This is a genomic window from Rheinheimera sp. KL1, from assembly GCF_001275035.1.
GTDB lineage: Bacteria > Pseudomonadota > Gammaproteobacteria > Enterobacterales > Alteromonadaceae > Pararheinheimera > Pararheinheimera tangshanensis.
This window is the reverse complement of sequence record NZ_LAMX01000026.1, coordinates 233,569-255,721: the sequence shown is the minus strand read 5'-3', so window position 1 is coordinate 255,721 and position 22,153 is coordinate 233,569. Positions and strand designations below refer to the sequence as shown.

19 protein-coding genes are annotated in these 22,153 nt (G+C 45.4%); 11 read left to right on the top strand and 8 right to left on the bottom strand.

Annotated elements, in window-relative coordinates:
• Positions 1-6: 6 nt before the first annotated feature.
• A complete protein-coding gene (locus tag WH43_RS15385; RefSeq protein WP_053425467.1) occupies positions 7-651 on the top strand; it encodes a glutathione S-transferase family protein in 645 nt (214 codons plus the stop codon).
• A gap of 69 nt (positions 652-720) precedes the next feature.
• Here WH43_RS15385 and rlmM read toward each other — a convergent pair whose 3' ends face one another.
• The 6 genes from rlmM to mutY all read right to left on the bottom strand — a co-directional run bounded on the left by rlmM (position 721) and on the right by mutY (position 5,292).
• Positions 721-1,791 (bottom strand): 23S rRNA (cytidine(2498)-2'-O)-methyltransferase RlmM, encoded by a 1,071-nt coding sequence (gene rlmM / locus WH43_RS15380; RefSeq protein ID WP_053425466.1) that lies wholly within the window; start codon positions 1,789-1,791, stop codon positions 721-723.
• An 81-nt stretch (positions 1,792-1,872) separates the two neighbouring features.
• Positions 1,873-2,268: a DUF423 domain-containing protein gene (locus tag WH43_RS15375; protein WP_053425465.1), complete on the bottom strand. Its 396-nt coding sequence runs from the start codon at positions 2,266-2,268 to the stop codon at positions 1,873-1,875.
• Positions 2,246-2,890 carry an alpha/beta fold hydrolase gene (locus WH43_RS15370; RefSeq protein WP_053425464.1) on the bottom strand — a complete coding sequence of 215 codons (645 nt, stop codon included), beginning with the start codon at positions 2,888-2,890 and terminating at the stop codon, positions 2,246-2,248. The genes WH43_RS15375 and WH43_RS15370 overlap by 23 nt, the downstream gene beginning before the upstream one ends.
• 3 nt (positions 2,891-2,893) lie before the next feature.
• Entirely contained in the window at positions 2,894-3,826 is a 933-nt protein-coding gene (locus WH43_RS15365) for a transcriptional regulator GcvA (protein WP_053425463.1), read from the bottom strand.
• A gap of 105 nt (positions 3,827-3,931) precedes the next feature.
• Entirely contained in the window at positions 3,932-4,204 is a 273-nt protein-coding gene (locus WH43_RS15360) for an oxidative damage protection protein (RefSeq protein ID WP_053425462.1), read from the bottom strand.
• A gap of 62 nt (positions 4,205-4,266) precedes the next feature.
• Positions 4,267-5,292 carry an A/G-specific adenine glycosylase gene (gene mutY, locus WH43_RS15355; protein ID WP_286049817.1) on the bottom strand — a complete coding sequence of 342 codons (1,026 nt, stop codon included), beginning with the start codon at positions 5,290-5,292 and terminating at the stop codon, positions 4,267-4,269.
• A 169-nt stretch (positions 5,293-5,461) separates the two neighbouring features.
• On the opposite strand from mutY, the gene trmB reads away from it, so the two are divergent.
• The 3 genes from trmB to WH43_RS15340 are packed head-to-tail and all read left to right on the top strand — an operon-like array spanning position 5,462 to position 7,532.
• Complete coding sequence (trmB, locus tag WH43_RS15350) at positions 5,462-6,196, top strand: tRNA (guanosine(46)-N7)-methyltransferase TrmB (protein ID WP_053425461.1); 735 nt, start codon at positions 5,462-5,464, stop codon at positions 6,194-6,196.
• A gap of 1 nt (position 6,197) precedes the next feature.
• A complete protein-coding gene (locus tag WH43_RS15345; RefSeq protein WP_053425460.1) occupies positions 6,198-7,226 on the top strand; it encodes a class I SAM-dependent methyltransferase in 1,029 nt (342 codons plus the stop codon).
• Between the two features lie 12 nt (positions 7,227-7,238).
• Entirely contained in the window at positions 7,239-7,532 is a 294-nt protein-coding gene (locus tag WH43_RS15340) for a hypothetical protein (RefSeq protein WP_053425459.1), read from the top strand.
• 15 nt (positions 7,533-7,547) lie between these two features.
• Here WH43_RS15340 and WH43_RS15335 read toward each other — a convergent pair whose 3' ends face one another.
• The gene (locus WH43_RS15335; protein ID WP_053425458.1) at positions 7,548-7,943 is read right to left on the bottom strand and encodes a DUF3293 domain-containing protein; all 396 of its coding nucleotides are present in this window, start codon (positions 7,941-7,943) and stop codon (positions 7,548-7,550) included.
• 127 nt (positions 7,944-8,070) lie between these two features.
• Here WH43_RS15335 and WH43_RS20815 point away from each other — a divergent pair, with 127 nt between their 5' ends.
• The 3 genes from WH43_RS20815 to arcA all read left to right on the top strand — a co-directional run bounded on the left by WH43_RS20815 (position 8,071) and on the right by arcA (position 10,590).
• Positions 8,071-8,469: a hypothetical protein gene (locus tag WH43_RS20815; protein ID WP_286049814.1), complete on the top strand. Its 399-nt coding sequence runs from the start codon at positions 8,071-8,073 to the stop codon at positions 8,467-8,469.
• An 11-nt stretch (positions 8,470-8,480) separates the two neighbouring features.
• A complete protein-coding gene (locus WH43_RS15330) occupies positions 8,481-9,698 on the top strand; it encodes a HAMP domain-containing sensor histidine kinase (protein WP_286049813.1) in 1,218 nt (405 codons plus the stop codon).
• 184 nt (positions 9,699-9,882) lie between these two features.
• Positions 9,883-10,590 carry a two-component system response regulator ArcA gene (gene arcA / locus WH43_RS15325; protein WP_053425457.1) on the top strand — a complete coding sequence of 236 codons (708 nt, stop codon included), beginning with the start codon at positions 9,883-9,885 and terminating at the stop codon, positions 10,588-10,590.
• A 96-nt stretch (positions 10,591-10,686) separates the two neighbouring features.
• Here arcA and WH43_RS15320 read toward each other — a convergent pair whose 3' ends face one another.
• Positions 10,687-12,972, bottom strand: coding sequence for an ATP-binding protein (locus WH43_RS15320; RefSeq protein WP_053425456.1), 2,286 nt, complete (start codon positions 12,970-12,972; stop codon positions 10,687-10,689).
• A gap of 438 nt (positions 12,973-13,410) precedes the next feature.
• On the opposite strand from WH43_RS15320, the gene yfcC reads away from it, so the two are divergent.
• From yfcC to gltB, 4 genes are all read left to right on the top strand, one after another.
• Positions 13,411-14,892, top strand: coding sequence for a putative basic amino acid antiporter YfcC (gene yfcC / locus WH43_RS15315; protein WP_082335815.1), 1,482 nt, complete (start codon positions 13,411-13,413; stop codon positions 14,890-14,892).
• 19 nt (positions 14,893-14,911) lie between these two features.
• Positions 14,912-16,093 carry a beta-aspartyl-peptidase gene (iadA, locus tag WH43_RS15310; RefSeq protein WP_053425455.1) on the top strand — a complete coding sequence of 394 codons (1,182 nt, stop codon included), beginning with the start codon at positions 14,912-14,914 and terminating at the stop codon, positions 16,091-16,093.
• Positions 16,094-16,321: 228 nt separating this feature from the next.
• Positions 16,322-17,248, top strand: coding sequence for a GTP cyclohydrolase FolE2 (folE2, locus tag WH43_RS15305; protein WP_053425454.1), 927 nt, complete (start codon positions 16,322-16,324; stop codon positions 17,246-17,248).
• A 431-nt stretch (positions 17,249-17,679) separates the two neighbouring features.
• Positions 17,680-22,146 (top strand): glutamate synthase large subunit, encoded by a 4,467-nt coding sequence (gene gltB, locus WH43_RS15300; RefSeq protein ID WP_053425453.1) that lies wholly within the window; start codon positions 17,680-17,682, stop codon positions 22,144-22,146.
• Positions 22,147-22,153 lie beyond the last annotated feature (7 nt).

The following is a 22,153-nucleotide window of genomic DNA, read 5'->3' as shown; positions in this document are numbered from 1 at the left end:
TATTCAATGTATCAGTTGTACTATTCACCCAGCACCGCCAGTATGGCTCCGCATATTCTGCTGGAAGAACTTGCTGTTCCTTATGAGCTGGTTTTAACAGATACAGCCACAGGTTCACATAAAAAAGCTGAGTATCTGGCGCTGAATCCTAACGGCACTATTCCAACCCTGCTTGACCGTGGTCAGGTAATTTTTGAAACGGCGGCTATTTGCCTGCATTTGGTCGACAGTCATCCGGAAAAGAACTTATTCCCAGCGCCAGGCAGCCTGAAACGGGCTGAAGCCTACAAATGGCTGATTTGGTTGTCAGCCACCTTGCAAAGCACTTTAGTGGTGTATTTTTATCCGGAGCGTTGGGTGACTGGCGAGCAAAACGCCGCAGATGTAAAACTCCACGCCCAGCAAAAAGCTCAGGGCCTGCTGGAGCAAATGGACAAACATTTAGCCAGCCACTGCAGCCCATGGTTTTTAGGCGAAGAGTTTTCACTAATAGATATTTACGCCATGATGTTAAGCCGCTGGACCCGTCACTTCGATGACAAAAAAGCCCGGGATTACCCTTTTATCGCACTCTGGGTACAAAAGGTATTGGCTCGCCCTGCGGTGCAAAAAGTGATGGATTATGATGGCTTAGTAAAGCCTTATGTTTAAAAGGGGTTGAGCTAGCACAGAGAGCAGTGTTAGCGCTGCTCTCTGTGATTTGAACTTCAATCTGTAGTATTAAAACTTTCGCACATGCACTGTCACTTCCTCGCGGTCGTGATACAAATGTTTCGCCTGAAATTCAACGTCCAGCCCAGCTTCGTCCAGTTTTTGCCGCATCATGTCCAGCACTTCAACCACAGTTTCGTAGCGTTTTTTCATAGGTAATTTCAGGTTAAAAATACTTTCCTGACACCACTCATTAATCAACCAGTCACAGACTAACTGGCCTACCCTTTGTGGTTTTTCAATCATGTCGCAAACCAACCAGTACACGTTTTTCTTATCCGGGCTGAATTTAAAACCATCGACCTGAAAGTGCTTCACCTGGCCTGTGTCCATTAAAGACTGCGCCATCATGCCGTTGTCTATGGCGGTCACCATCATGCTGCGTTTTACCAACTGATAAGTCCAGCCTCCGGGGCAAGCTCCTAAATCCACAGCTCTCATACCGGAAGTTAAACGGGTGTCCCATTCATCTTTTGGAATAAACTGCAGGAAAGCTTCTTCCAGTTTTAAAGTACTGCGACTTGGCGCATCAGCAGGGAACTTTAAACGCATAATGCCGTTTTCCAGCGGGCTGTTGTTTTCAGGGTAAGAAATACCTAAATAAGCACTGCTGCCGGATAACATAAATAAGTGCAGCACAGCAGCGCGGGAGTTTTCCTTTTGCAGCAAAACACCAGCTTTACGTAACGACTGACGCAAAGGCACTGTCAGTTTACGAGCTAAAGTCGACAAGGTTTTGCCATCATTAGTTTCAGGGTATTCCACCCGCAGCTCGCCAAAAGCCGACAACTCGGCTGCCAATGCAGTTTCCACTACAGTACTGATGCGGTCAGCCGGGTTTAACTGCAGCAAATCATCTACCAGTAAAAACCACTGACGAGCAAAGATTAAATTCGTGAACTCGTAGTCGCGATAAAAAGTCGCTAATGCTTCACTGTCATAAGCTTCAAAAATGACAAAAGCTGCGTCTTTGCTCAGTTTGCAAAAACCAAATACCCCTTGCTGCGACGCTTTATCCTGAATTTCGCCGGCACATTCTTTCTCAAAACCTGAACGGCAATACAGCAAAAGTTGGTTCATACGGCACCTCCATGTGTCGCACCTCGACGGGCAGCCTGCGGCTGTGAAAATTGTCTATCCTGCCAATTTTTCATCTTCATGTTATTTCCTGATCCAAGGGCTGATAGCCAAGGCCAACCAGCTTAAAATTAGCAACTGCCCACCTAAAGGTGCCAGAGCTGAAAAATGTAAAGGCAGCTTAAATACACCAGCTACCAGAGTATAAACAAATAACCAAAGCCCTATGTGCATGGCGCAAGCACAAATGCGGCTTAGCCATGGGCTTTGTTGATGTAGCTTGTCAAAGGCCGATAAAGCCAATAAAGCCAATAAAGCCACAACATGAAAAGCTAAAATAAAACCCGCGCTTAACAGCACAGCCAGTTGCTCTGTAGCTATAGTGCCACGCCATAAATGCATAAGAGCTGCAGCAGAACCTACAGTCACAGCACCATAAAAAGCGGCAAGACTGGTGTTAATTTTCCAGAATACATTCATTAATAAAGCTCCGGCTTATCACAGCAGCCTGCCTGATAAGCTGTTGTTGGGTTAAACCTGATTTTTTTAACGGCACAAAATCATGGTCGCCACTTTGTAACCACTTTAGATCTATTGAAGGCCAACTTTTACCGGCCAGCTCTTCACTGCTACCAAAAGGATCCCGCTCACCTTGCAACACCAAAACAGATCTTTTTAAATCGATAAAATGTTCGGTCCGCCAGTTATCTTTTTTCGGCGGATGAAAAGGATAACCAAAAGCTATCACCCCTCTTACTACTGCCGGTAACAAATCAGACGCAGCAAGCAGAGTGGCAACCCGGCCGCCCATCGATTTACCTGCAATAACCAAAGGTAAGTCCGTTGGCATTTGCTGTATCTGTTCAAGCAGCTCAGCCATTAACACCGGCATTTTTGCCGGTAGCTGTCTGGAACCTGCCAGCGTCTTTTGCATATAAGCAAAATTAAAACCCCAGACTTCAATATGCTGTTTTGCCAGTTGCTCTGCCAAAAGCTGACAAAACTCTGATTGCACTGGCGCTCCTGCGCCATGAGATAACAGCAATCTGGCGACAGGCTTTTCTGCTTCAACAAGAAGACATAAGGCTAACTGCTCTGGCATGCATTAATCCGGTGTCGAATTATTAAAGTGTTGCTCGGCAAAATCCTGTTGATCCAACTCAACTTGTTTCGCCATCCACTGCCTGAACGCGACAATTTTGCCAAGTTCAGTCTGGTTTTCACGGCACACCAGATAATGCGAGTCTTTACTCAGCAGTACATGGTGAAACGGCACTATTAAGCGGCCAGAGTTAATATCAGGTCTGGCCATAACATTGTGCGCGAGCGCCACACCCTGCCCATGAATAGCGGCTTGCAACACCATGGCTGTATGCGAAAAAATTGGCCCCTGGTTCACATTAAAGTTTTTAATACCCTGACTGACAAACCAGTCTTTCCAGGCCTGGCGCGAACCATCATGCAACAAGGTGTGATGCCGTAAATCAGCGACGTCTTTTAAAGGCTTGATGCCGTTTAATAACAAAGGCGAACAGACCGGCAGCAAGTATTCTGTATGCAATTTATCTGCATGCAAATTACGCCAGCTGCCACGGCCATAATAAATAGCCACATCGACATCATCAGTTAACGAGCCTTCGTCGGAGTCGACCGCTTTAATCCGCACATCTATGTCAGAATGCTCTTCACTAAATAAACTTAAACGCGGCACCAGCCACTGAATAGCAAAACTTGGCTGTAAACTGACAGTTAAAGAGCCTTTGGCCCCACGTGCTAATAACTTTTCCGTGGCTTCATGCAGTTGCAGGAAAATTTCTTTAATATCTAAAAAGAAGCTCTGGCCTTCTTCCGTTAACAGCAAAGAGCGGTTTTTCCGCATAAACAGCTTTAAACCTAGATGGTCTTCCAGCGCTTTGATCTGGTGACTAATAGCAGCCTGAGTGACAAACATCTCTTCAGCCGCTTTAGTAAAACTAAGATGACGGGCAGCAGTTTCAAAAGCCTTTAACGCATTCAGTGGGGGTAAGCGCCGAGCCATAGTCTGCAACCTCAGAAAGGACAGTTATTGAATTAATTTTTCTAATGCGAATTATAAAGAAAGGCAGTGAACTGCACCAGAAGCAGTTCACTCTATCTGGAAGATTTAATTGGCTTTAGGTACGTAACCTTCGATCTGAACTTCTTTACCTTCAAATAAAAACTGCTGCATCTGTTCTTCCAGCAATTTGCGGTGTTCCAGATTCATCATGTTGAGCTTTTTTTCGTTGATCAACATAATTTGTTTGGCTTGCCATAAAGCCCAGGCTTCTTTGCTGATGCTATCGAAGATTTTTTTGCCAAGCTCCCCCGGGTACAGCTGAAAATCTAAACCTGCTGCTTCTTTTTGCAAATACACACAAAATACCTGACGGGACATGCTTCACCTCAACACTTAGCTTTTAAAAAGGCCGATATTGTAAACGACTTCAACACGGCCTGTTAGTTTTTATTCAGCCAGTTTTTTTCAATCCAGCTACGGATAGGTGCAGGTAAGCCAATTTCCATGACTTGCTCTTTGCTATACCAACAGCTGCCTGCGGGTTCTGCCACTCCAGATACCGGATGCCAAACCGAAGCATCTAATTTGTAATGTGAAAACACATGCTGAAACTGGCCTTGTAGTTTGGCTTGCTTCAATAGCTGTTCACTTTCATCAACTTGTGGCAAAGACCATAAATCAGCCCAGATACCAGAATCCGGTCTTTTTTGCAGCAGAAGCTTCTCCCCCTGCTCTATCCATAAAAAATGTCCTACTTTGGTTGGAGTAGTTTTTTTAGGTTTAGCTGTGGGTAACTCTGCGACCCGGCCTGTATTAAAAGCTACACACTGAGTTTTAAGCGGACAACTTAAACAGTCCGCTTGCTTGGGTTTGCAAACCGTAGCACCTAAATCCAGTAAGGCTTGCGCAAAACGTCTGTTGTTTTGTTTTGGCGTTAACAAATCGGCCAAAGCCCAGAGTTTTTTATCTACAGCAGAACTGGTTGGCACACCTTCGATACCAAATAAGCGGCAAAATAAACGTCTGACGTTGCCGTCCACTATCGGGCCATAAGCATCATAAGCAAAAGAGCGGATAGCACCTGCTGTATAACGACCTATACCAGGAATAGTTAATAACTCATTTAATTCAAAAGGAAACTCACCTAAATCATGAACTATGTATTTAGCTGCTTTGTGTAAATTGCGGGCTCTGGCGTAATAACCTAAGCCCTGCCATAACGCCATTACAGTGTCGGTATCTGCGGCTGCCAGGGCATGAATATCAGGCAGCTTTTGCATCCAGCGCTGAAAATAAGGGATCACTGTAGTGACCTGAGTTTGCTGCAACATCAGTTCGCTGACCATCACTCTGTAGGGGCTTGGGTCTTGTTGCCACGGTAAGGCGTTACGGCCATCGGTTTTTTGCCAGTCGACTACTGTATCGGCAAATAATTCAGGGCAGGTTAAATACTCAGAAGTCAGCACAGCTATCACTACTCAGGCTCAATAATTCAAAACGATACATAGCCTAGCATTTTTGCTGTTTTTGTTGAATCAAGATTAGCGGTTGAGCATTAGCTGCAGAACAAGGATAATACGCGCCGCATTCGCAGCAGTATAACAACAGGCTGCATCACATTTTTTGGAGACCAAGATGACCCACCCGGAACAACCAAACACAGAGCCTCAAAACGAAGAGCTTCAGGAAAACAAATACCTGCGCCGTATTCGTAGCTTTGTTTTAAGGGAAGGTCGTCTGACCAAGGGCCAGCAGCGCAGCTTAGATTTATTCTGGCCTACTATGGGCCTGGAATACCAAACCACACCTTACGATATGCAAGCTGTATTCGGCCGCGAAGCTGACTTAGTGCTGGAAATTGGTTTTGGTATGGGCAAATCTTTGGTGCAAATGGCCAAAGCTGCGCCTGAAAAAGACTTTATTGGCATCGAAGTACATAAACCTGGTGTTGGCGCATGTTTAGGTGAAGCCGAAACTGAAGGCGTTAAAAACCTGCGGGTATTTGAGCACGATGCCATCGAAATTTTAAACGACTCCATTGCAGACAACAGCTTGAGCACAGTGCAGCTGTTTTTCCCTGATCCATGGCATAAAAAGCGTCACCATAAAAGACGTATAGTACAAGCCGAGTTTGCCCAGTTATTACGCCGTAAGTTAAAGATCGGTGGTGTATTTCATATGGCCACCGACTGGGAAAACTACGCTGAACATATGCTGGAAGTGATGAAAGTAGCCGAAGGTTACAGCAACCTGTCACAAACCAATGACTATGTACCGCGTCCTGAGCATCGGCCTTTAACTAAATTCGAAAACCGTGGTGTGAATTTAGGCCATGGTGTTTGGGATCTGATGTTCAGGAAGGAAAACTAAGATGCTCGACAATACCAGTCAGCTGCTGCTGCGTAATATTGATTTTTTATCAGGCAAAGTGCTGCTGGTAGAACCTATGGCCGACCGTCTGGCTGCTGAATTAAAACAACAAGCACCAGAACTGGAACTGTTCTGTTTAACCTCAAACATTGCTGTTGCTAACAACTGGCAGCAGCAGAGCAAAAGCCCATGTTATTTGGGAGATGCCTTGCCAGCCGATTTAACAGTCGACAAAGTGGTGCTGTTTTATCCGAAGAGCAAAGACCAGCTGCAAAGCTCTTTAGCTCAGATCAAAACTGTACTGCATGATAAAACCGAAGTGTATCTGGTTGGCGATAACAAAGGTGGCATTAAAAGCCTTGGCAACCAGGCTGAAAAACTGGGGTTAAAAGCCTTTAAACACGACAATGCCAAACACTGTTTGTGGTTTGAACTGGATGGTTTGTTACAAAGCGAGTTAAAGACCGCAGACTTTCATCAGTTTAGTATCGAAAAAGCCGGTATCAGCTTAAAGCTCTGTTCACTGCCCGGTGTATTTAACCATGGCAAACTGGATTTAGGCACTAACTTACTGCTGGAACATCTAGGCCATATCCAGCAAGGTAAAGTATTGGATTTTGCTTGTGGTGCAGGTTTTATCGGTGCCTTTTTAGTGAAAAGACATCCAGAAATTAAACTAACAGCCTCTGATATCAGCACTTTAGCTGTCAGCTCTACAGCTGCCACTTTAAAAGCGAATAAGCTGCCAGGTGAAACTATAGCTGCTGATGGTATTCCGTCCCGCAGCGCTGCTTATGACCATATCGTCAGCAATCCGCCTTTTCATACAGGTTTAAAAACTGACTACCATATCAGTGAACAGTTTTTCCGTGATGCTTTTAATGAGTTAAAGCCTGGTGGCACTTTAACTTTAGTGGCTAACGTGCACTTGCCTTATGTGGCTCAATTAACTGAAATTTTTGGTCAGGTAAAAGAGCTTGGTCGTCGTGACGGTTTTGTGGTTTATTATTGTAAAAAAGACCGCAAATAAAAGGATCTGCTGATGAGACTGGTTTTGGTTGTGCTGGCTGGATTAATTTTCAGTGCTGCTGTTTTGGCTGACTGTATTCAGTCGCCAGAAAGAACTCAGGCTTGTCCTCATCAGATCTACCGGCTTGGTCAATTGGAAAACATGGCAAAACCTGCCATGTTATGTATCTGCGTTGCTGATTTTAAAGAATTTTTAATAGTGCCCGCAGATGAAGAGGAAGCTCATAAACAAAAATTGAAGCGCCTGAAGCTTGAATACGCCTTAGGTCAAAAAATTGAGCCTATATTGCAGGTGTTAAAGCACTAAACTGCTGCGATGCCCTTAACCCACTACAATCTGGCGCGGGTGAAATTCCCCTAAATACTCTTCCTTTTGCTGCAATAAAGCAGGTACTAAAAACAACTTGCCCTGCTCTACCCAATAAATCGCATGTTGCTCAAACATAATAGCCAGCTTTATGGCTTTAGATTTATCACAAAGCACAGCCCAGCTCTTTTCCTGAAATCTCAAATCCGGTGAGCAACCGACGATTTCGCGATAAGGTACGTTAAGCCTGTCCAGGGTATTGGCAAAGTGGTTATCGAGTAATAAGTTTCTGGAGGGGGTTTGGACATGACCACAAGGGTTTTGAGCGCTGATAATTGCAAAGTTAATTTGATCGCCAAGAGGTTGATGGCACAAAAAAACACTCGTTTTGTAGTTATCCCATAAGTCCATGGTTTGTCCTCACGACCACAAGTGCGACAACTATATACCCGTTTTATTTTTTTGTCAGTGTGCTTACTGGTGAAAATTTGCAAATGCGTGTAACTTCAATATTATAGCTTCGATAACAGATTGACGGATGGCGGAAGTATTAATGGGTCCAGCGTTAAAAGCGAGTTCCATCAAAGGCGCATTGATCTGGGTGGTCATGCTAATTTGTAGCATCACCCTTTGCGTATCTCTCACCATAGCCACTTTGCAAGACATCAAAGCTGAAAAGAAAAACCTGTCTGAACAGCTGCACTCTTATGCCGCCATTATCGCTTTTAATGCCGTAGGCTCCATTGAAATAGATGATTCAGAAGTAGAAGACAGACGTCTGGCTTCTTTTGCCGCAGAATCACGTTTGCACAATATCCATATTTATAAGTTGCAGGAAAACGGCGAGCTGAGTTTTTTGCCAGTTACAACAGACGAGATGTTGGCCCCTATCCGACCCAATTTAATAAAGTTGAGCAGTATCAGAATGCCACCATAGGGGATGGCGTAATGGAGCTGACACAGAAAATAGAATCTGACGGTAAATTAATAGGTTATGTATACATACGTGCCAGTCTTGATGAACTGAGTCGTTATGTACAAAACAGAGTCTTGTTCGATATTTTAATTGCGCTCTGCTCTCTCATTGGTGCTTTTATTATCGCCAACAGATTACAACGGCGTTTTACTCAGCCCCTTTACAGCCTGCTGACTCTGGTGCAAAAAGTATCAAAAGAAAAGGACTATCAAATTCGTGTTCCTGCCATGGAAATCTCGGAGTTTCATAATTTAGGCCGGGCGGTCAATACCATGCTGGACAGAACCGAACAACAAATCACAAAACTGCGCGGAGCAGAAAGTGAAATACGTCAGCTAAACCAGGACTTAGAGCAAAAAATCAACGACAGAACACTGGCGCTGAAAACCTCAAATCAAGACTTATTGAACACTTTATCCACTTTGCACCAATATCAGAATCAGATTGTTGAGACTGAAAAAATGGCCAGCTTAGGTCAGATGGTGGCCGGGGTTGCTCATGAAGTAAATACACCTATAGGTCTTGGTGTTACGGCTTCAACTTTAATGCAGGACAAGCTGGCAGACATACAAAAAGCTTTTGATGACAAGAAGTTAACTTCAAGTCAGCTGGCAAAATTCCTCAGCGACAGCGCTGAAAACCTTGGAATTATTTATCGTAACCTCGAGCGCGCAGCCAATCTGATCCGTAGCTTTAAACAAGTGGCAGTGGATCAATCCAACGACAACAGAAGATACTTCAATATGTACCAGTTACTGAATGAAGTATTGTTATCACTACGTCCAAACCTGAAAAAAGCGCAGCATCAGGTGATCATCAATTGTGACGAAGCGCTTGAGCTGGAGAGTAAACCAGGCCCTATCAGCCAGATTTTAATCAACCTGATTATGAACAGTCTTATCCATGCTTTTGACCATAAAGAACAAGGCACTATGACTATTAGTGTGACTTTGTCAGATAGCCGCTGTTACCTTCGTTATCAGGACAATGGTGCAGGTGTGCCTGAGAATATTAAAAAACGTATTTTTGATCCCTTTGTCACGACCAAAAGAGGCGAAGGCGGTAGTGGTTTAGGTATGCATTTAGTCTATAACTTAGTAACTCAAGCTTTAAACGGTAAAATACAGCTGGAAAGTTCGTTGGACCACGGTATCGACATTCAGATCGACTTTCCTGTGATCCCTAAATAAGATAAAAACTGAACAAAGTGATACTTTTCAATAGCTTGCACTAACCCGTTCTAATTGTTAACAAATGCACTTGTTAACAAATTCTGCCATCTATATAATTGAGCAGACATTGACCATGGGTCATTCTCATTCTAAAAATATATAAATCAAATACTTAATTACGTTCACATAAGGTTTAAGCATAATGCAGACCCCTGTTATTCTGATTGTTGAAGATGAAGAAGTAACACGACTGAATCTGGTCAGCCTGTTCGAAGGCGAAGGCTATGATGTGGTTGAAGCAGTGAATGGCGAAGAAATGAACCAGAAGCTGGCTGAACACAAAGTCAATTTGATTGTTATGGATATCAATCTGCCTGGTAAAAACGGCCTGATCCTGGCCCGTGAATTACGCCAGAAAGAAAACGTGGGTCTGATTTTTCTGACCGGACGTGACAGTGAAGTCGATCGCATTTTAGGTCTGGAAATTGGCGCCGACGATTACCTGACTAAACCTTTTAACCCACGTGAACTGACTATTCGTGCCCGTAACCTGTTAAACCGCACTGTATCTCAACCTGTAGTGGAAGAGCATAAAAGTGTGGTGAAATTTAATGGTTGGGTATTGGATGAAAACAGCCGCAACCTGACCTCGCCAGAAGGTGTATCACGCCGTTTACCTAAAGGTGAATACCGTGCATTACGCTTAATGCTGGACAGCCCGGGCAAAATTTTCACCCGTGAACAACTTATCCGTCATATGACGGGCCGTGAACTCAGAGCCAATGACAGAACTGTGGATGTCACTATTCGCCGTATCCGTAAGCATTTTGAGTCTGATGTAGATAGTCCTGAGCTGATCAGCACTATCCACGGCGAAGGGTATCGCTTCGTTGGTAAATTAGAGAAGTAATTTACAAGGGCGGGTTCTGTACCCGCCCTTTGTTTATCTAAACAGCTATCAAGCAGCTAGCGCAGTCAACCAAGCTTTAGCTTTAATCACGACGGGTCAAACCCAGGCTTCGATATATTCCTCCAGAGCTGCTAAGTGTCGCTCTATTGTTATGTGGAAATTAATCAGCTGTTTTTCCATCCCCATCAGCTCAGTACTTTGCTCCATTAATTTCGCCTGATGCTGCACCCACAACAAGCCTACAGAAGCAGCTGCGCCTTTGAGCTTGTGTGCGGCTTCCTGAAACTCAGTCACATCCTGCTGCACCGCAGTTTCCATCATCTTATTGATATAACCCGGTAGCAACTGCACAAATAATTGCACACTGCGTAACATAGTGGTTTTGCCTAAAGACTGCAGGTAATCATCCAATGTTTGCTGATCCAGGATTTGCTGATCCTGAGCAGTTCCGGCATTGATTTCTTTTGGCGCAGGAGCGCCAAAGAGTTGATGTAAAATCTGATCCAACTTATTGGTATTGATGGGTTTTGCTAAAGCACCATCGACCCGCACATCATTTAACTGCTGCTCAGCTTTGCGTACATTGGCACTTAATACCACTACAGGTAACTTGCTTAACGAAGGCTCAGCGCGAATAAAACGCGCCACCTGATCACCCGACATATCGGGCAACTGCATATCCAACAGCACCAGATCGATGTCATCTTCAGTTTCCAGCAAAGCTAAAGCATCTTCACCTGTTTCCGCCAGAATCACCTGATGGCCACGTTGCTCCAGTAAGTTGGTCGCTATCTCAGCATTTAACGGTACGTCCTCTATCAACAAGATAGTTAAAGCCGGATATTGAGCCTGTGGCACTACTGCAGGTGCTGATGTAAGTTCAGCGGGTAAAGAAACTATAAAAGTACTCCCCTTGCCTACTGTACTTTCCAGTCGGAGCTGACCAGACATAGCCTCCACTAAAGCCCGGGATACCGACAAACCAATACCTGATCCAACTATGCTTAAACGTCTGCCATCACTGGATTTATAGTACATATCAAAGATACGTTGCTGCTCAGACTCGACAATACCTATGCCTGTATCAGTCACACTAAAACAAAGTTCGGCCGGATCATCTGCACTTAAAGACACAGCAAGCTGTACTGAACCTCGGGCAGTGAATTTCACCGCATTATTAATCAGGTTCCACAATACCTGTCGCACCCGGGTTGGATCCAACCGCACATACAACTGGCCTGCTACAGCTTCAGGCTCAATAAAGTTCAAACCTTTTTGCTGGCAAATTAAGTGGGCAAAGTTGCAGATATCATGCACAAAATCACTGAGCTGGACTGATTGATAAACTATGTCTAAATCCTGTCGGTCGATTTTATCTAAGTCGATAATATCGTTAAAAATATTACCTAAAGTCTCAGCACTGCTGAAAATAGTATTGCTCCAGCTGCGCTGCTCAACCGATAAAGGGCTTTCCAACAAACGACGGGTTAAACCTACAATACCGTTTAACGGCGTACGCAGTTCGTGGCTTAAAGTAGCAATAAACTTACCTTTGTCCTGATAGGCTTTTTCCAGTGCCTGCTCAGCCAGTTTCCTCGAGGTAATGTCCCGGCCAAAACCTAATAAACCAATATAACGGCCCTGTTTATCGAAAAATGGCACTTTACGCATTTCAAACCATAACATGCGGCCATCCGGCGTTTGATAATCCACATCTAAGGTGAGTTCTTCACGGCTGGCGGAGATTTCCTGATCGGTCAGAATAGCAATAGGAGTAGATTCAGCGTCATAAAGCTCAGCCGGATAATGGCCTATCAGCTCTTTCGCCGATTTACCCATAATGACTTCAAACATTTTATTGCAACTGACAAAACGGCCAGTCTCATCACGGTAGTAGAATAAGTCAGGCGAACTGTCGACTATAGAGCGGATTAACAAACTTTGTTCTTCCAGCTCCTGTTGGGTTTTACGGCGTTCAGTAATTTCACGACGTAATTCATCCACAGCGCGGCGTTTAGCCTGAAAGGCTTTTTTCCGCTCTTCAATTTCAAAGTTCAGCTGGCGAATAGTTTCCTGCATATTCTGATTCAGCAACTTCTCTTGCCGTATCGAATCCTGCAGATAAAACAAGGCCTCATCTAAATGACGAACTAAGTAAAAACCAGAAAGTAAAAAAAACGGTGTGATAGAAGCGGAGAACAATAAGGCGCCCAATACCATGGACCACAGCACCATATCATGCAGCAACAAGCTGTATAAGCCGGTCATCACCCCTGTTAAAGCCTGTAACAGGATAAAACACAAGCAAAAACACTGTAACCAGCCCCATTGCTTTAAAAACCCGGCCAGACGCCTGACTAAAGGATGAACGTTTTGTTGCATTAAATGCCTGCTAAAAGAGCTGAGCGCAAAAACACTAAATAGAGAATATCAAGTCTGCCAGATCCGCTTGGCGCTTGTCCTGTAAATTTTCGTAAGCCGCCAACCAAAATCAGCGTGAAACCAGGCAAAGCGCTCACTTTTCAACCACAAAGGCGAAATCTAATACAACTTCGATTGACAGTAATTAACTAAAAGGTTCATTCTAAAGCACCTTAGCTTTTTAAACCTGACCTGTAATATGCTAAAGAATGCGTTGTCGCTGACTACATATTACTACTCGCCTTACTACCTTTCGGAGTGGTTTAACGAGTAGCCAAACCACCAGTTCATTGCTGGTTCTGGTTATTTATGCCGAACTTTTTCAGCACAAACCGGAGTTACACCTCAGGTTTCCAGTCAAAGTTGGCACTGTTATATCAACTCAACAGGTAGATTCTCATGCAAGTTACAACTAAAAAACCGGTCAGCATGCCGGATGCCTTTGTCATACTTTTTTTTGTGATGATAGCTGCAGCTATTGCATCTCATCTTATTCCGGCCGGTTATTTTCAGATGTTACCGGAAACTGTTAATGCCGCTGGCGAAACAGTCAAAGCCCGTATTGATCCAAATAGCTTTCAGCTCGCAACGGAACAAAATAAAGCAGTGCCCTTGTTTGGTGAAGGCGGCCAGGTTGGCTTTTTAAACTATGCCTTTGAAGGTATGGTGTCCGGCGACAAAATGGGTGCCGCCATTGGCGTGATTGCCTTTATTCTGCTGACAGGCGGTGCCTTTGGCATCATTATGAAAACAGGTGCTGTTAATAACGGCATTCTGGCGTTAATAGCTAAAACCAAAGACATCGACTTTTTATTTATCCCGCTGATGTTTCTGCTGTTTTCTTTGGGCGGCGCCGTTTTTGGCATGGGTGAAGAAGCCATCGCCTTTTGTATAGTGCTGCTGCCATTAATGCTGGCCTTAGGCTACGACGCTATCACTACTGTGCTGGTGACGTACATTGCCACTCAGATTGGTTTTGCCACCTCCTGGATGAACCCTTTTAGTGTGGCTATAGCTCAGGGTATAGCGGGTTTACCTCTGATGTCAGGAGCCGATTACCGTATTGTACTTTGGCTGCTGTTCACCTTATTTGGTATTGTTTTTACCATGCGTTATGCGGCGAAAATTAAAAAGAACCCAGAACTTTCTGTCAGTTTTGCTTCAGATCAAAAACTTCGTGCCCAGCAGCAAGAACAACAAAGCAGTTCTTTTGGCAAGTTGGATGGTGCTATTTTATTGCTGTTTGTCGCCGGTATTGTTTGGGTGATTTGGGGAGTGGTCGCTCGTGGTTACTACATACCAGAGATTGCCACACAGTTTTTCGCTTTAGGTATAGCCACTGCTATGTTGGCGATTGTAGGAAAACGTATCACGGTGAATGAATCAGCGGACGCCTTTAAACAAGGTGCAGCTGAGTTGCTGCCAGCCGCCATGATAGTAGGTATGGCCAAAGGCATAGTACTGCTGTTAGGCGGCGATAAAGCCACAGAGCCATCAGTGCTTAATACCGTATTGCATTATGCAGGCAGTAGCTTTGATGGCTTTTCCACTTATTTATCAGCCTGGTTTATGCTGATATTTCAGTCGGTGTTTAACTTCTTTGTCACCTCAGGTTCAGGCCAGGCCGCTTTAACTATGCCTTTAGTCGCGCCTTTGTCCGATTTGGTTGGAGTATCCCGTCAAATTGCAGTTTTAGCCTTCCAATTAGGGGATGGCTTAACTAACTGCATAGTCCCAACTTCAGCATCCCTGATTGGTTGCTTAGGTGTAGTGCGGGTGGACTGGATGTTATGGGCAAAATTTGCCTGGCGTCTACAGCTTTGGCTTTTTGCCCTGGCAAGTCTCGCTGTTTTAGTGGCAGTTGCTATTGGCTACCAATAAGAATTACAAAGGACTATCAATGAGCAGCATCAAACTTTTTAAAAATGCCCATATTTTAAACCCACAAGATACAGGTGTGTTGGATCTGCTGGTCGCTGGCCAGCAGATCGCGGCTTTAGGTGAGAATTTAGACATTGGCAATTCAAACCTACCTGTTGAAGTGATAGACGCCAGTGATTGTTATTTAGTACCGGGTTTTGTCGATTCGTTAGTTCATTTTATTGGCGGTGGTGGCGAAGGTGGTTTTGCCAGCCGCACTCCAGAAATGCAACTCACCCATGCCACTTTAGGCGGAGTCACTACAGCTATTGGTGTGCTTGGCACTGATGCAACGACCCGGACTTTAACCAATCTGTTAGCTAAAGCACATGCGCTGGAGAGCGAAGGCATTACTACCTATTGCCATACAGGTTCCTACCAAATTCCATGCCGTACTTTAATGGGCAGTATCACGGATGACCTGATCCTGATCGATAAGTTTATTGGAGTGGGCGAAATTGCTATCAGTGATTTCCGCTCCTCTCAGCCGACTGTTGAAGAAATACGTAAAGTGGCGGCTGCTGCTAAAGTCGGTGGCATTTTGTCAGGTAAAGCTGGTGTCGTCAGTGTGCATGTGGGCAGTGGTGAGTCATTGCTACAGCCGTTGTGGCAAGCTGTAACAGGCTCAGAACTTAAATTATCTCAGTTCTACCCTACTCATATGAACCGCAATGAGGCGCTGTTTCAGGCTGGTATTGAGTTTGCCAAAGCCGGTGGTGTTATTGATTTTACCACCAGCACCACGGCTTATGATCTACAACATGGTGAAGTTGCAGCAGCAGAAGCTTTAGCCCGCGCCTTACAAGGCGGAGTACCGACAATGAACTTAACATTAAGCTCTGACGGTAATGCCAGCTTGCCTATTTATAACGGCAATGGAGAGCTGGTTGGGCTTGAGGTTGGTAAGGTACAAAGCTTGTATCAAGTCGCACGTCAGGCTGTACTTGAATATCAAGTGCCTTTAACTGCTGCCATCACTGCTATTACGGCCGCACCAGCCGCTGCACTTGGATTAAAACACAAGGGGCGTGTTGCCGCAGGAATGGATGCTGACTTAGTGCTTTTGCATAAAACTGATTTAACTATCCGTGATGTCTTTGCCAAAGGCCGTCAATTAGTTCAAAACGGTCAGGCCATAGTGAAAGGCACTTTTGAGCAGTAGGTTTAAAAACAAAGAGTTGAATTTCTGTTCCACCATCCCAATCTAGCGAATATCCGACAGATTTAGTCGGGTATTCGCTTTTTTCGTTTAAGCTATTCGAAAAAAATCAGCTTATAGTGCACAGATTTTATACCGGCCCCGGCGGCAAAATATGGTATAAAGTGCGCCAAATTTTCAGCCAGATCATGCTGCGCATGATCTATGCATTTGATGGACATTGGAGTATTCATGCCGACCACTATGCCAGATGTAGCTAACCATTCATCCGCCACCACAGAAGGTGTGTTGGAATGGGTTGGCATGAGCAATATAGAACTGCCACTGATGTTTAGTGTTGCAGGCGAAGCACCACGCCAGGTCAGCGCTAAAGTTGAAGCTTTTGTAAACTTAAAAGATCCAAAAGCTAAAGGCATTCACATGTCACGGCTTTATCTGTTATTGGATCAGCTATCGACCGAATCCAGTTTAAGTTTTGCCAGCTTAAGCGAACTACTGCACGGCTTTATCAGCAGCCATGAAGAATTAAGTACTCATGCTTTTGTGAAGTTTGATTTCGAACTGCATTTGCGCCGCAAAGCACTGATCACTGAAAAACAAGGCTGGAAAGCTTACCCTGTCACTATCACAGGCCAATTAAAAGATGGCAAGTTAGGCGTAGAAATGAAAGTTGACGTGCCTTACTCTTCCACTTGTCCTTGTTCAGCCGCCTTAGCACGTCAGCTTATTCAGGAAGCTTTTGTGGCTAAATTCGCAGGCCACGCTCAGGTCAATGCGGAACAAGTGAAAGACTGGTTAGGCACCACTCAGGGCATAGTGGCTACGCCGCACAGTCAGCGTTCTATTGCTGAAATAAAAGTACAGCTGAACCATAAAGTCACGGACTTCCCGGTGATTGCATTAATTGATGCAATTGAGGATGCGCTGCAAACTCCGGTGCAGGCCGCCGTCAAACGCGCCGACGAGCAGGAGTTTGCCCGCTTAAACGGACAAAACCTGATGTTCTGTGAAGATGCAGCCCGTCGTTTAAAACACAGCCTGAACCAGTTGTCTGAATTTGACGATTTTTGGTTGCGCGTCAACCATTATGAGTCACTACATGCTCATGATGCAGTCGCAGTCACAGTCAAAGGTATTGCGAACGGTTATCACGCATAAGTTTCGCATAAAAATATCGTTTAAATTACAAAAAAAGGCCGCTTGTGCAGCCTTTTTTTTCTGAACAGCCCTCTAAAAGCCAGAAAAAAGCCTTGTTTCTGTAATTTAATTACAAAACCACTTCATAACAGCCTTCGGCAAAATAGTCGGTTAAATGCGTCAGACTGGTCTTGCAATTTCCGTCCGAACTGGGTATATCTAATCGTCTATTTATGGATAGACGTCTAAGCGCCATAAAAACAACTATGCGGACCACCTAACTGACTGAAAGCAGAGCTGTTGTTTTCTTTCAGGGATAAAAACGCCAAATAAAAGAATAATAATTCAATAAATAAACATTTTTACCCACTCAAATTGAGGTTGCAGCACACTATATAGCTGTGGTTTCAACTGAGCAGGGATATTTTTCAGGACAAGTTGGAGGAAGAGTCATGGCGTTGTATCACCACAGTCAGGCAAGAGAGAACTGTGGCTTTGGTCTGATCGCTCATTTAGAAGGCGTCGCCAGCCACCGTATTGTGCGCACTGCTATCAGCGGTTTAGACCGCATGCAGCACAGAGGTGGAATTTCAGCGGATGGGAAAACAGGTGATGGTTGTGGCCTGTTAATGCAAAAACCCGATAGTTTTTTCCGTGCTATTGCAGAGGAAAAAGGCTGGGTTTTGGGCAAAAAGTATGGGGTGGGCATCTTCTTCTTCAGTCAGGATCCGGTCAAAGCCGAACTGGCTCGCGCTATTATTGAACAAGAAATTACCCGTGAGACACTGACCCTGGTCGGCTGGCGTGATATGCCAACAGACTCGTCAGTGCTGGGTGATTTAGCACTCTCTTCTATGCCTCAGATTAAACAGGCCTTTGTCAGTGCCCAGCCAGGCTGGAGCGAACACGATTTAGAGCGCAGGCTTTATATGGTCAGACGCCGTATCGAAAAACAGCTGACCAGCGATACAGATTTTTATATCCCAAGCTTTTCTTGTCTGGTGACCGTATTTAAAGGCCTGATGATGCCGGCAGACTTGCCGCGCTTTTATCTGGACTTAGCAGACGTTCGGATGGAAACCGCCATTTGCGTATTCCACCAACGCTTCTCTACTAACACTATGCCACGTTGGGCTTTGGCTCAGCCATTCCGCTTTTTAGCGCATAACGGCGAAATTAATACCATTACAGGCAACAGACAGTGGGCTAGAGCCCGTCAGTACAAGTTTGCCTCGCCTTTGTTACCAGATTTGCCCACTGCAGCACCTTTTGTCAGCCAGTCGGGTTCAGACTCCAGTTCTTTAGACAATATGCTGGAATTGCTGTTAGCAGGCGGTATGGATTTATTCCGTGCTATGCGTTTGCTGGTGCCACCAGCATGGCAAGGCAACAAGGTAATGGACGATAACTTAAAGGCCTTCTACGAGTTTAACTCCATGCATATGGAGCCCTGGGATGGTCCTGCCGGTATTGTGATGACCAATGGTCAGCATGTGGCCTGTAACTTAGACCGCAACGGTTTGCGCCCTGCCCGCTTTGTTATTACCAAAGATAAATTAATCACGCTGGCTTCTGAAGTTGGCATCTGGGATTACACACCTGATGAAGTGCAGGAAAAAGGCCGCGTTGGCCCGGGCGAAATGCTGGCTGTGGATACGCAGACAGGAAAAATCTGGCGCTCAGAAGAAATTGACCAGGATTTAATGGTTCGCCATCCGTACCGCAAATGGTTGTCCACCAATGTGCAACGTTTGGTGCCTTACGAGCAGTTTGAAACTGACTTAATAGGCAAACGTGTCTTTACTGACGATCAGATGATGGTGTTCCATAAGCTGTTTAACTACAGCTATGAAGAAATTGAACAGGTTGTCACAGTGCTGGCGAAAGACGGCCAGGAAGCTGTAGGTTCTATGGGTGACGATACGCCAATGGCTGTGTTGTCGCAAAAAACCCGTACTTTCTACGACTATTTCCGGCAGTTGTTTGCGCAGGTCACCAACCCGCCCATCGATCCATTACGTGAAGCGCATGTGATGTCGCTGGCGACCAGCATAGGCCGCGAACACAACGTCTTCAGTGAAACTGCAGGTTATGCCCGCCGTATTCAATTTGAATCGCCTGTGATGATGTACAGCGATTTAAAACAGTTAAAAGCTGCTGACGAGAAATACTACAAACACCATATTATTTCTTTGAACTTCGATCCTAACGACGAAGATCTGGAAACCGCAGTGCGCCGTGTTTGCGCTGAAGCTGTGCGTGTGGTGCGTGAAGACAAAGTAGTGCTGGTGATTTTAACTGACCGCCGTATCGAACAAGGCCTGATCCCTATTCCAGCTGCTATGGCTGTGGGTGCAGTGCATCATGCTTTGGTGGATAACCAGCTGCGCTGCGATTCGAACATTATTATCGAAACAGCAACCACCCGAGATCCGCATCACTTTGCAGTGCTGGTAGGCTTAGGGGCTACAGGTATTTATCCGTTCCTGGCTTATGAGACTATCGAGCAGTTGGTAGAAAAAGGCAGTCTGAATCTGACCGCCCGTCAGGCCGTGCTGAATTACCGCAAAGGTATTAACAAAGGCCTGTATAAAATCATGTCAAAAATGGGTATTTCGACTGTAGCGAGTTATCGCTGTTCGAACCTGTTTGAGGCTGTGGGTATTAATCAGAACGTGATGAAGCTGTGTTTTCCTGATTTACCTTCACGTATTCAGGGTGCTGACTTTGCTGACTTCCAGCAAGACGTGCAAATCCGCGCCAACAGTGCCTGGTTAAAACGTAAACCTCTGAATCACGGTGGCCAGCTGAAGTACGTGCATGATGGCGAATACCATGCGTATAACCCTGATGTAGTGCAAAGCCTGCAAAAAGCTGTACGCAGTGGCAAATATGCCGATTACAAAGTCTATTCCGACTTTGTGAATCAGCGCCCTGTAGCGCATTTACGCGACTTATTCAGCTTAAACAAAGCCAATGCTACTCCGGTCGATTTGGAGCAAGTACAGGCTGCTGAGCAGCTGTATCCGCGTTTTGACAGTGCAGCTATGTCTATTGGTGCATTAAGCCCTGAAGCTCATGAAGCTTTGGCTATAGCGATGAACCGTTTAGGTGGCCGTTCTAACTCAGGTGAAGGTGGTGAAGATCCACGCCGTTTTGGTACTGAGAAAAACAGCAAAATCAAACAGGTAGCTTCGGGTCGTTTTGGTGTGACACCTCATTATCTGGTAAACGCTGAAGTAATTCAGATCAAAGTAGCCCAAGGCGCTAAGCCGGGCGAAGGCGGTCAGTTACCTGGTGAAAAAGTCACAGCTGAAATTGCGCGTTTACGTTATTCAGTGCCTGGTGTGACGCTGATTTCACCACCACCGCATCACGATATTTATTCCATTGAAGATTTGGCTCAGCTGATTTTTGACTTAAAACAAGTGAACCCTGAAGCGTTGATTTCCGTGAAACTGGTATCAGAACCAGGCGTTGGTACTATTGCAACTGGTGTGGCTAAAGCTTATGCCGATTTAATTACCGTATCCGGTTATGACGGTGGTACAGGCGCAAGCCCGCTGACTTCGGTTAAATACGCAGGTTCGCCATGGGAGCTGGGTTTAGCTGAAGTGCATCAGGCGCTGGTGGAAAACGGTTTACGTGACCGGGTTCGGCTGCAAGTGGACGGTGGTTTAAAAACCGGTTTAGACGTCGTGAAAGCCGCTATTTTAGGCGCTGAAAGTTTCGGTTTTGGTACTGGCCCTATGGTGGCTTTAGGCTGCAAATTCTTACGGATTTGCCACCTGAACAACTGCGCCACAGGTGTAGCGACTCAGGATGCGACTTTACGCCGCGATCACTTCAACGGCTTACCAGAAATGGTAATGAACTACTTTAAGTTCTTATCGCATGAAGTGCGTGAGCTGATGGCAGAACTGGGAGTCACTTCATTAGAGCAGCTGATTGGTCGTACAGATTTACTCTCTGTGCGCGACGCCGAGACGCAAAAACAATTGAAGTTGGACTTAAGCCCAATTTTATTGGCCTCAGGTGTCAAATCAGATAAACCCTTGTTCTGTGTACAAAACAATGACCCGTTTGACAATGGCGATTTAAACCAGGAACTGGTGAAACGCTGTAAAGATATGGTTGTGCATAAAACCGGTGGCCGCTTAACTGTGCCTATCCGCAATACCGACCGTTCTGTGGGCGCGGCTTTATCTGGTTTTATTGCCCGTCATCATGGTAATCAGGGTATGGCGACCGACCCTATAGTGGTCAACTGCATTGGTACAGCAGGCCAGAGTTTTGGTGTCTGGAACGCTGGTGGTTTGCATTTATCCCTGCAAGGTGATGCCAACGACTATGTAGGTAAAGGCATGACTGGTGGCCAAATTACTATATTCCCGCCTAAGGGAGTCAGCTATGCCAAAGACGACGCCACTATTGCCGGCAACACCTGCTTATACGGTGCAACAGGTGGCCGTTTCTACGCTGCTGGCCGCGCCGGTGAGCGTTTTGCTGTACGTAACTCAGGCGCCATTGTCGTTGTAGAAGGCACTGGCGATAACTGCTGTGAATATATGACTGGCGGTGTGGTGCTGGTATTAGGTCAAACCGGCGTGAACTTTGGTGCTGGTATGACAGGCGGTTTTGCTTATTTATTAGATGAACAGGATGACTTATGCCTGCGGGTGAACCCTGAACTGGTGGAAGCGCTGGAAGTCAGCACACCAATTCTGCAGGAACACTTACGTAGCTTGTTGCATCAACACGTCGAGGCTACCGGCAGCGAAAAAGCGCACCGGATCCTGACGGATTTCAACAACTACTTAAGCAAGTTCAAACTGGTTAAACCCAAAACAAGTGACGTCAATACCTTGCTTGGTCACCGCGCACGCTCTTCTGATGAGCTGCGGGTTCAGGCGATGTAAGGGAGGA

Excerpts from the sequence above, each read along its gene's own strand:
- WH43_RS15385 (WP_053425467.1), top strand. The coding sequence starts at position 7 with ATGTATCAGTTGTACTATTCACCCAGCACCGCCAGTATGGCTCCGCAT.
- rlmM (WP_053425466.1), bottom strand. The coding sequence starts at position 1,791 with ATGAACCAACTTTTGCTGTATTGCCGTTCAGGTTTTGAGAAAGAATGT.
- WH43_RS15375 (WP_053425465.1), bottom strand. The coding sequence starts at position 2,268 with ATGAATGTATTCTGGAAAATTAACACCAGTCTTGCCGCTTTTTATGGT.
- WH43_RS15370 (WP_053425464.1), bottom strand. The coding sequence starts at position 2,890 with ATGCCAGAGCAGTTAGCCTTATGTCTTCTTGTTGAAGCAGAAAAGCCT.
- WH43_RS15365 (WP_053425463.1), bottom strand. The coding sequence starts at position 3,826 with ATGGCTCGGCGCTTACCCCCACTGAATGCGTTAAAGGCTTTTGAAACT.
- WH43_RS15360 (WP_053425462.1), bottom strand. The coding sequence starts at position 4,204 with ATGTCCCGTCAGGTATTTTGTGTGTATTTGCAAAAAGAAGCAGCAGGT.
- trmB (WP_053425461.1), top strand. The coding sequence starts at position 5,462 with ATGACCCACCCGGAACAACCAAACACAGAGCCTCAAAACGAAGAGCTT.
- WH43_RS15345 (WP_053425460.1), top strand. The coding sequence starts at position 6,198 with ATGCTCGACAATACCAGTCAGCTGCTGCTGCGTAATATTGATTTTTTA.
- WH43_RS15340 (WP_053425459.1), top strand. The coding sequence starts at position 7,239 with ATGAGACTGGTTTTGGTTGTGCTGGCTGGATTAATTTTCAGTGCTGCT.
- WH43_RS15335 (WP_053425458.1), bottom strand. The coding sequence starts at position 7,943 with ATGGACTTATGGGATAACTACAAAACGAGTGTTTTTTTGTGCCATCAA.
- WH43_RS20815 (WP_286049814.1), top strand. The coding sequence starts at position 8,071 with ATGGCGGAAGTATTAATGGGTCCAGCGTTAAAAGCGAGTTCCATCAAA.
- WH43_RS15330 (WP_286049813.1), top strand. The coding sequence starts at position 8,481 with ATGGAGCTGACACAGAAAATAGAATCTGACGGTAAATTAATAGGTTAT.
- arcA (WP_053425457.1), top strand. The coding sequence starts at position 9,883 with ATGCAGACCCCTGTTATTCTGATTGTTGAAGATGAAGAAGTAACACGA.
- WH43_RS15320 (WP_053425456.1), bottom strand. The coding sequence starts at position 12,972 with ATGCAACAAAACGTTCATCCTTTAGTCAGGCGTCTGGCCGGGTTTTTA.
- yfcC (WP_082335815.1), top strand. The coding sequence starts at position 13,411 with ATGCAAGTTACAACTAAAAAACCGGTCAGCATGCCGGATGCCTTTGTC.
- iadA (WP_053425455.1), top strand. The coding sequence starts at position 14,912 with ATGAGCAGCATCAAACTTTTTAAAAATGCCCATATTTTAAACCCACAA.
- folE2 (WP_053425454.1), top strand. The coding sequence starts at position 16,322 with ATGCCGACCACTATGCCAGATGTAGCTAACCATTCATCCGCCACCACA.
- gltB (WP_053425453.1), top strand. The coding sequence starts at position 17,680 with ATGGCGTTGTATCACCACAGTCAGGCAAGAGAGAACTGTGGCTTTGGT.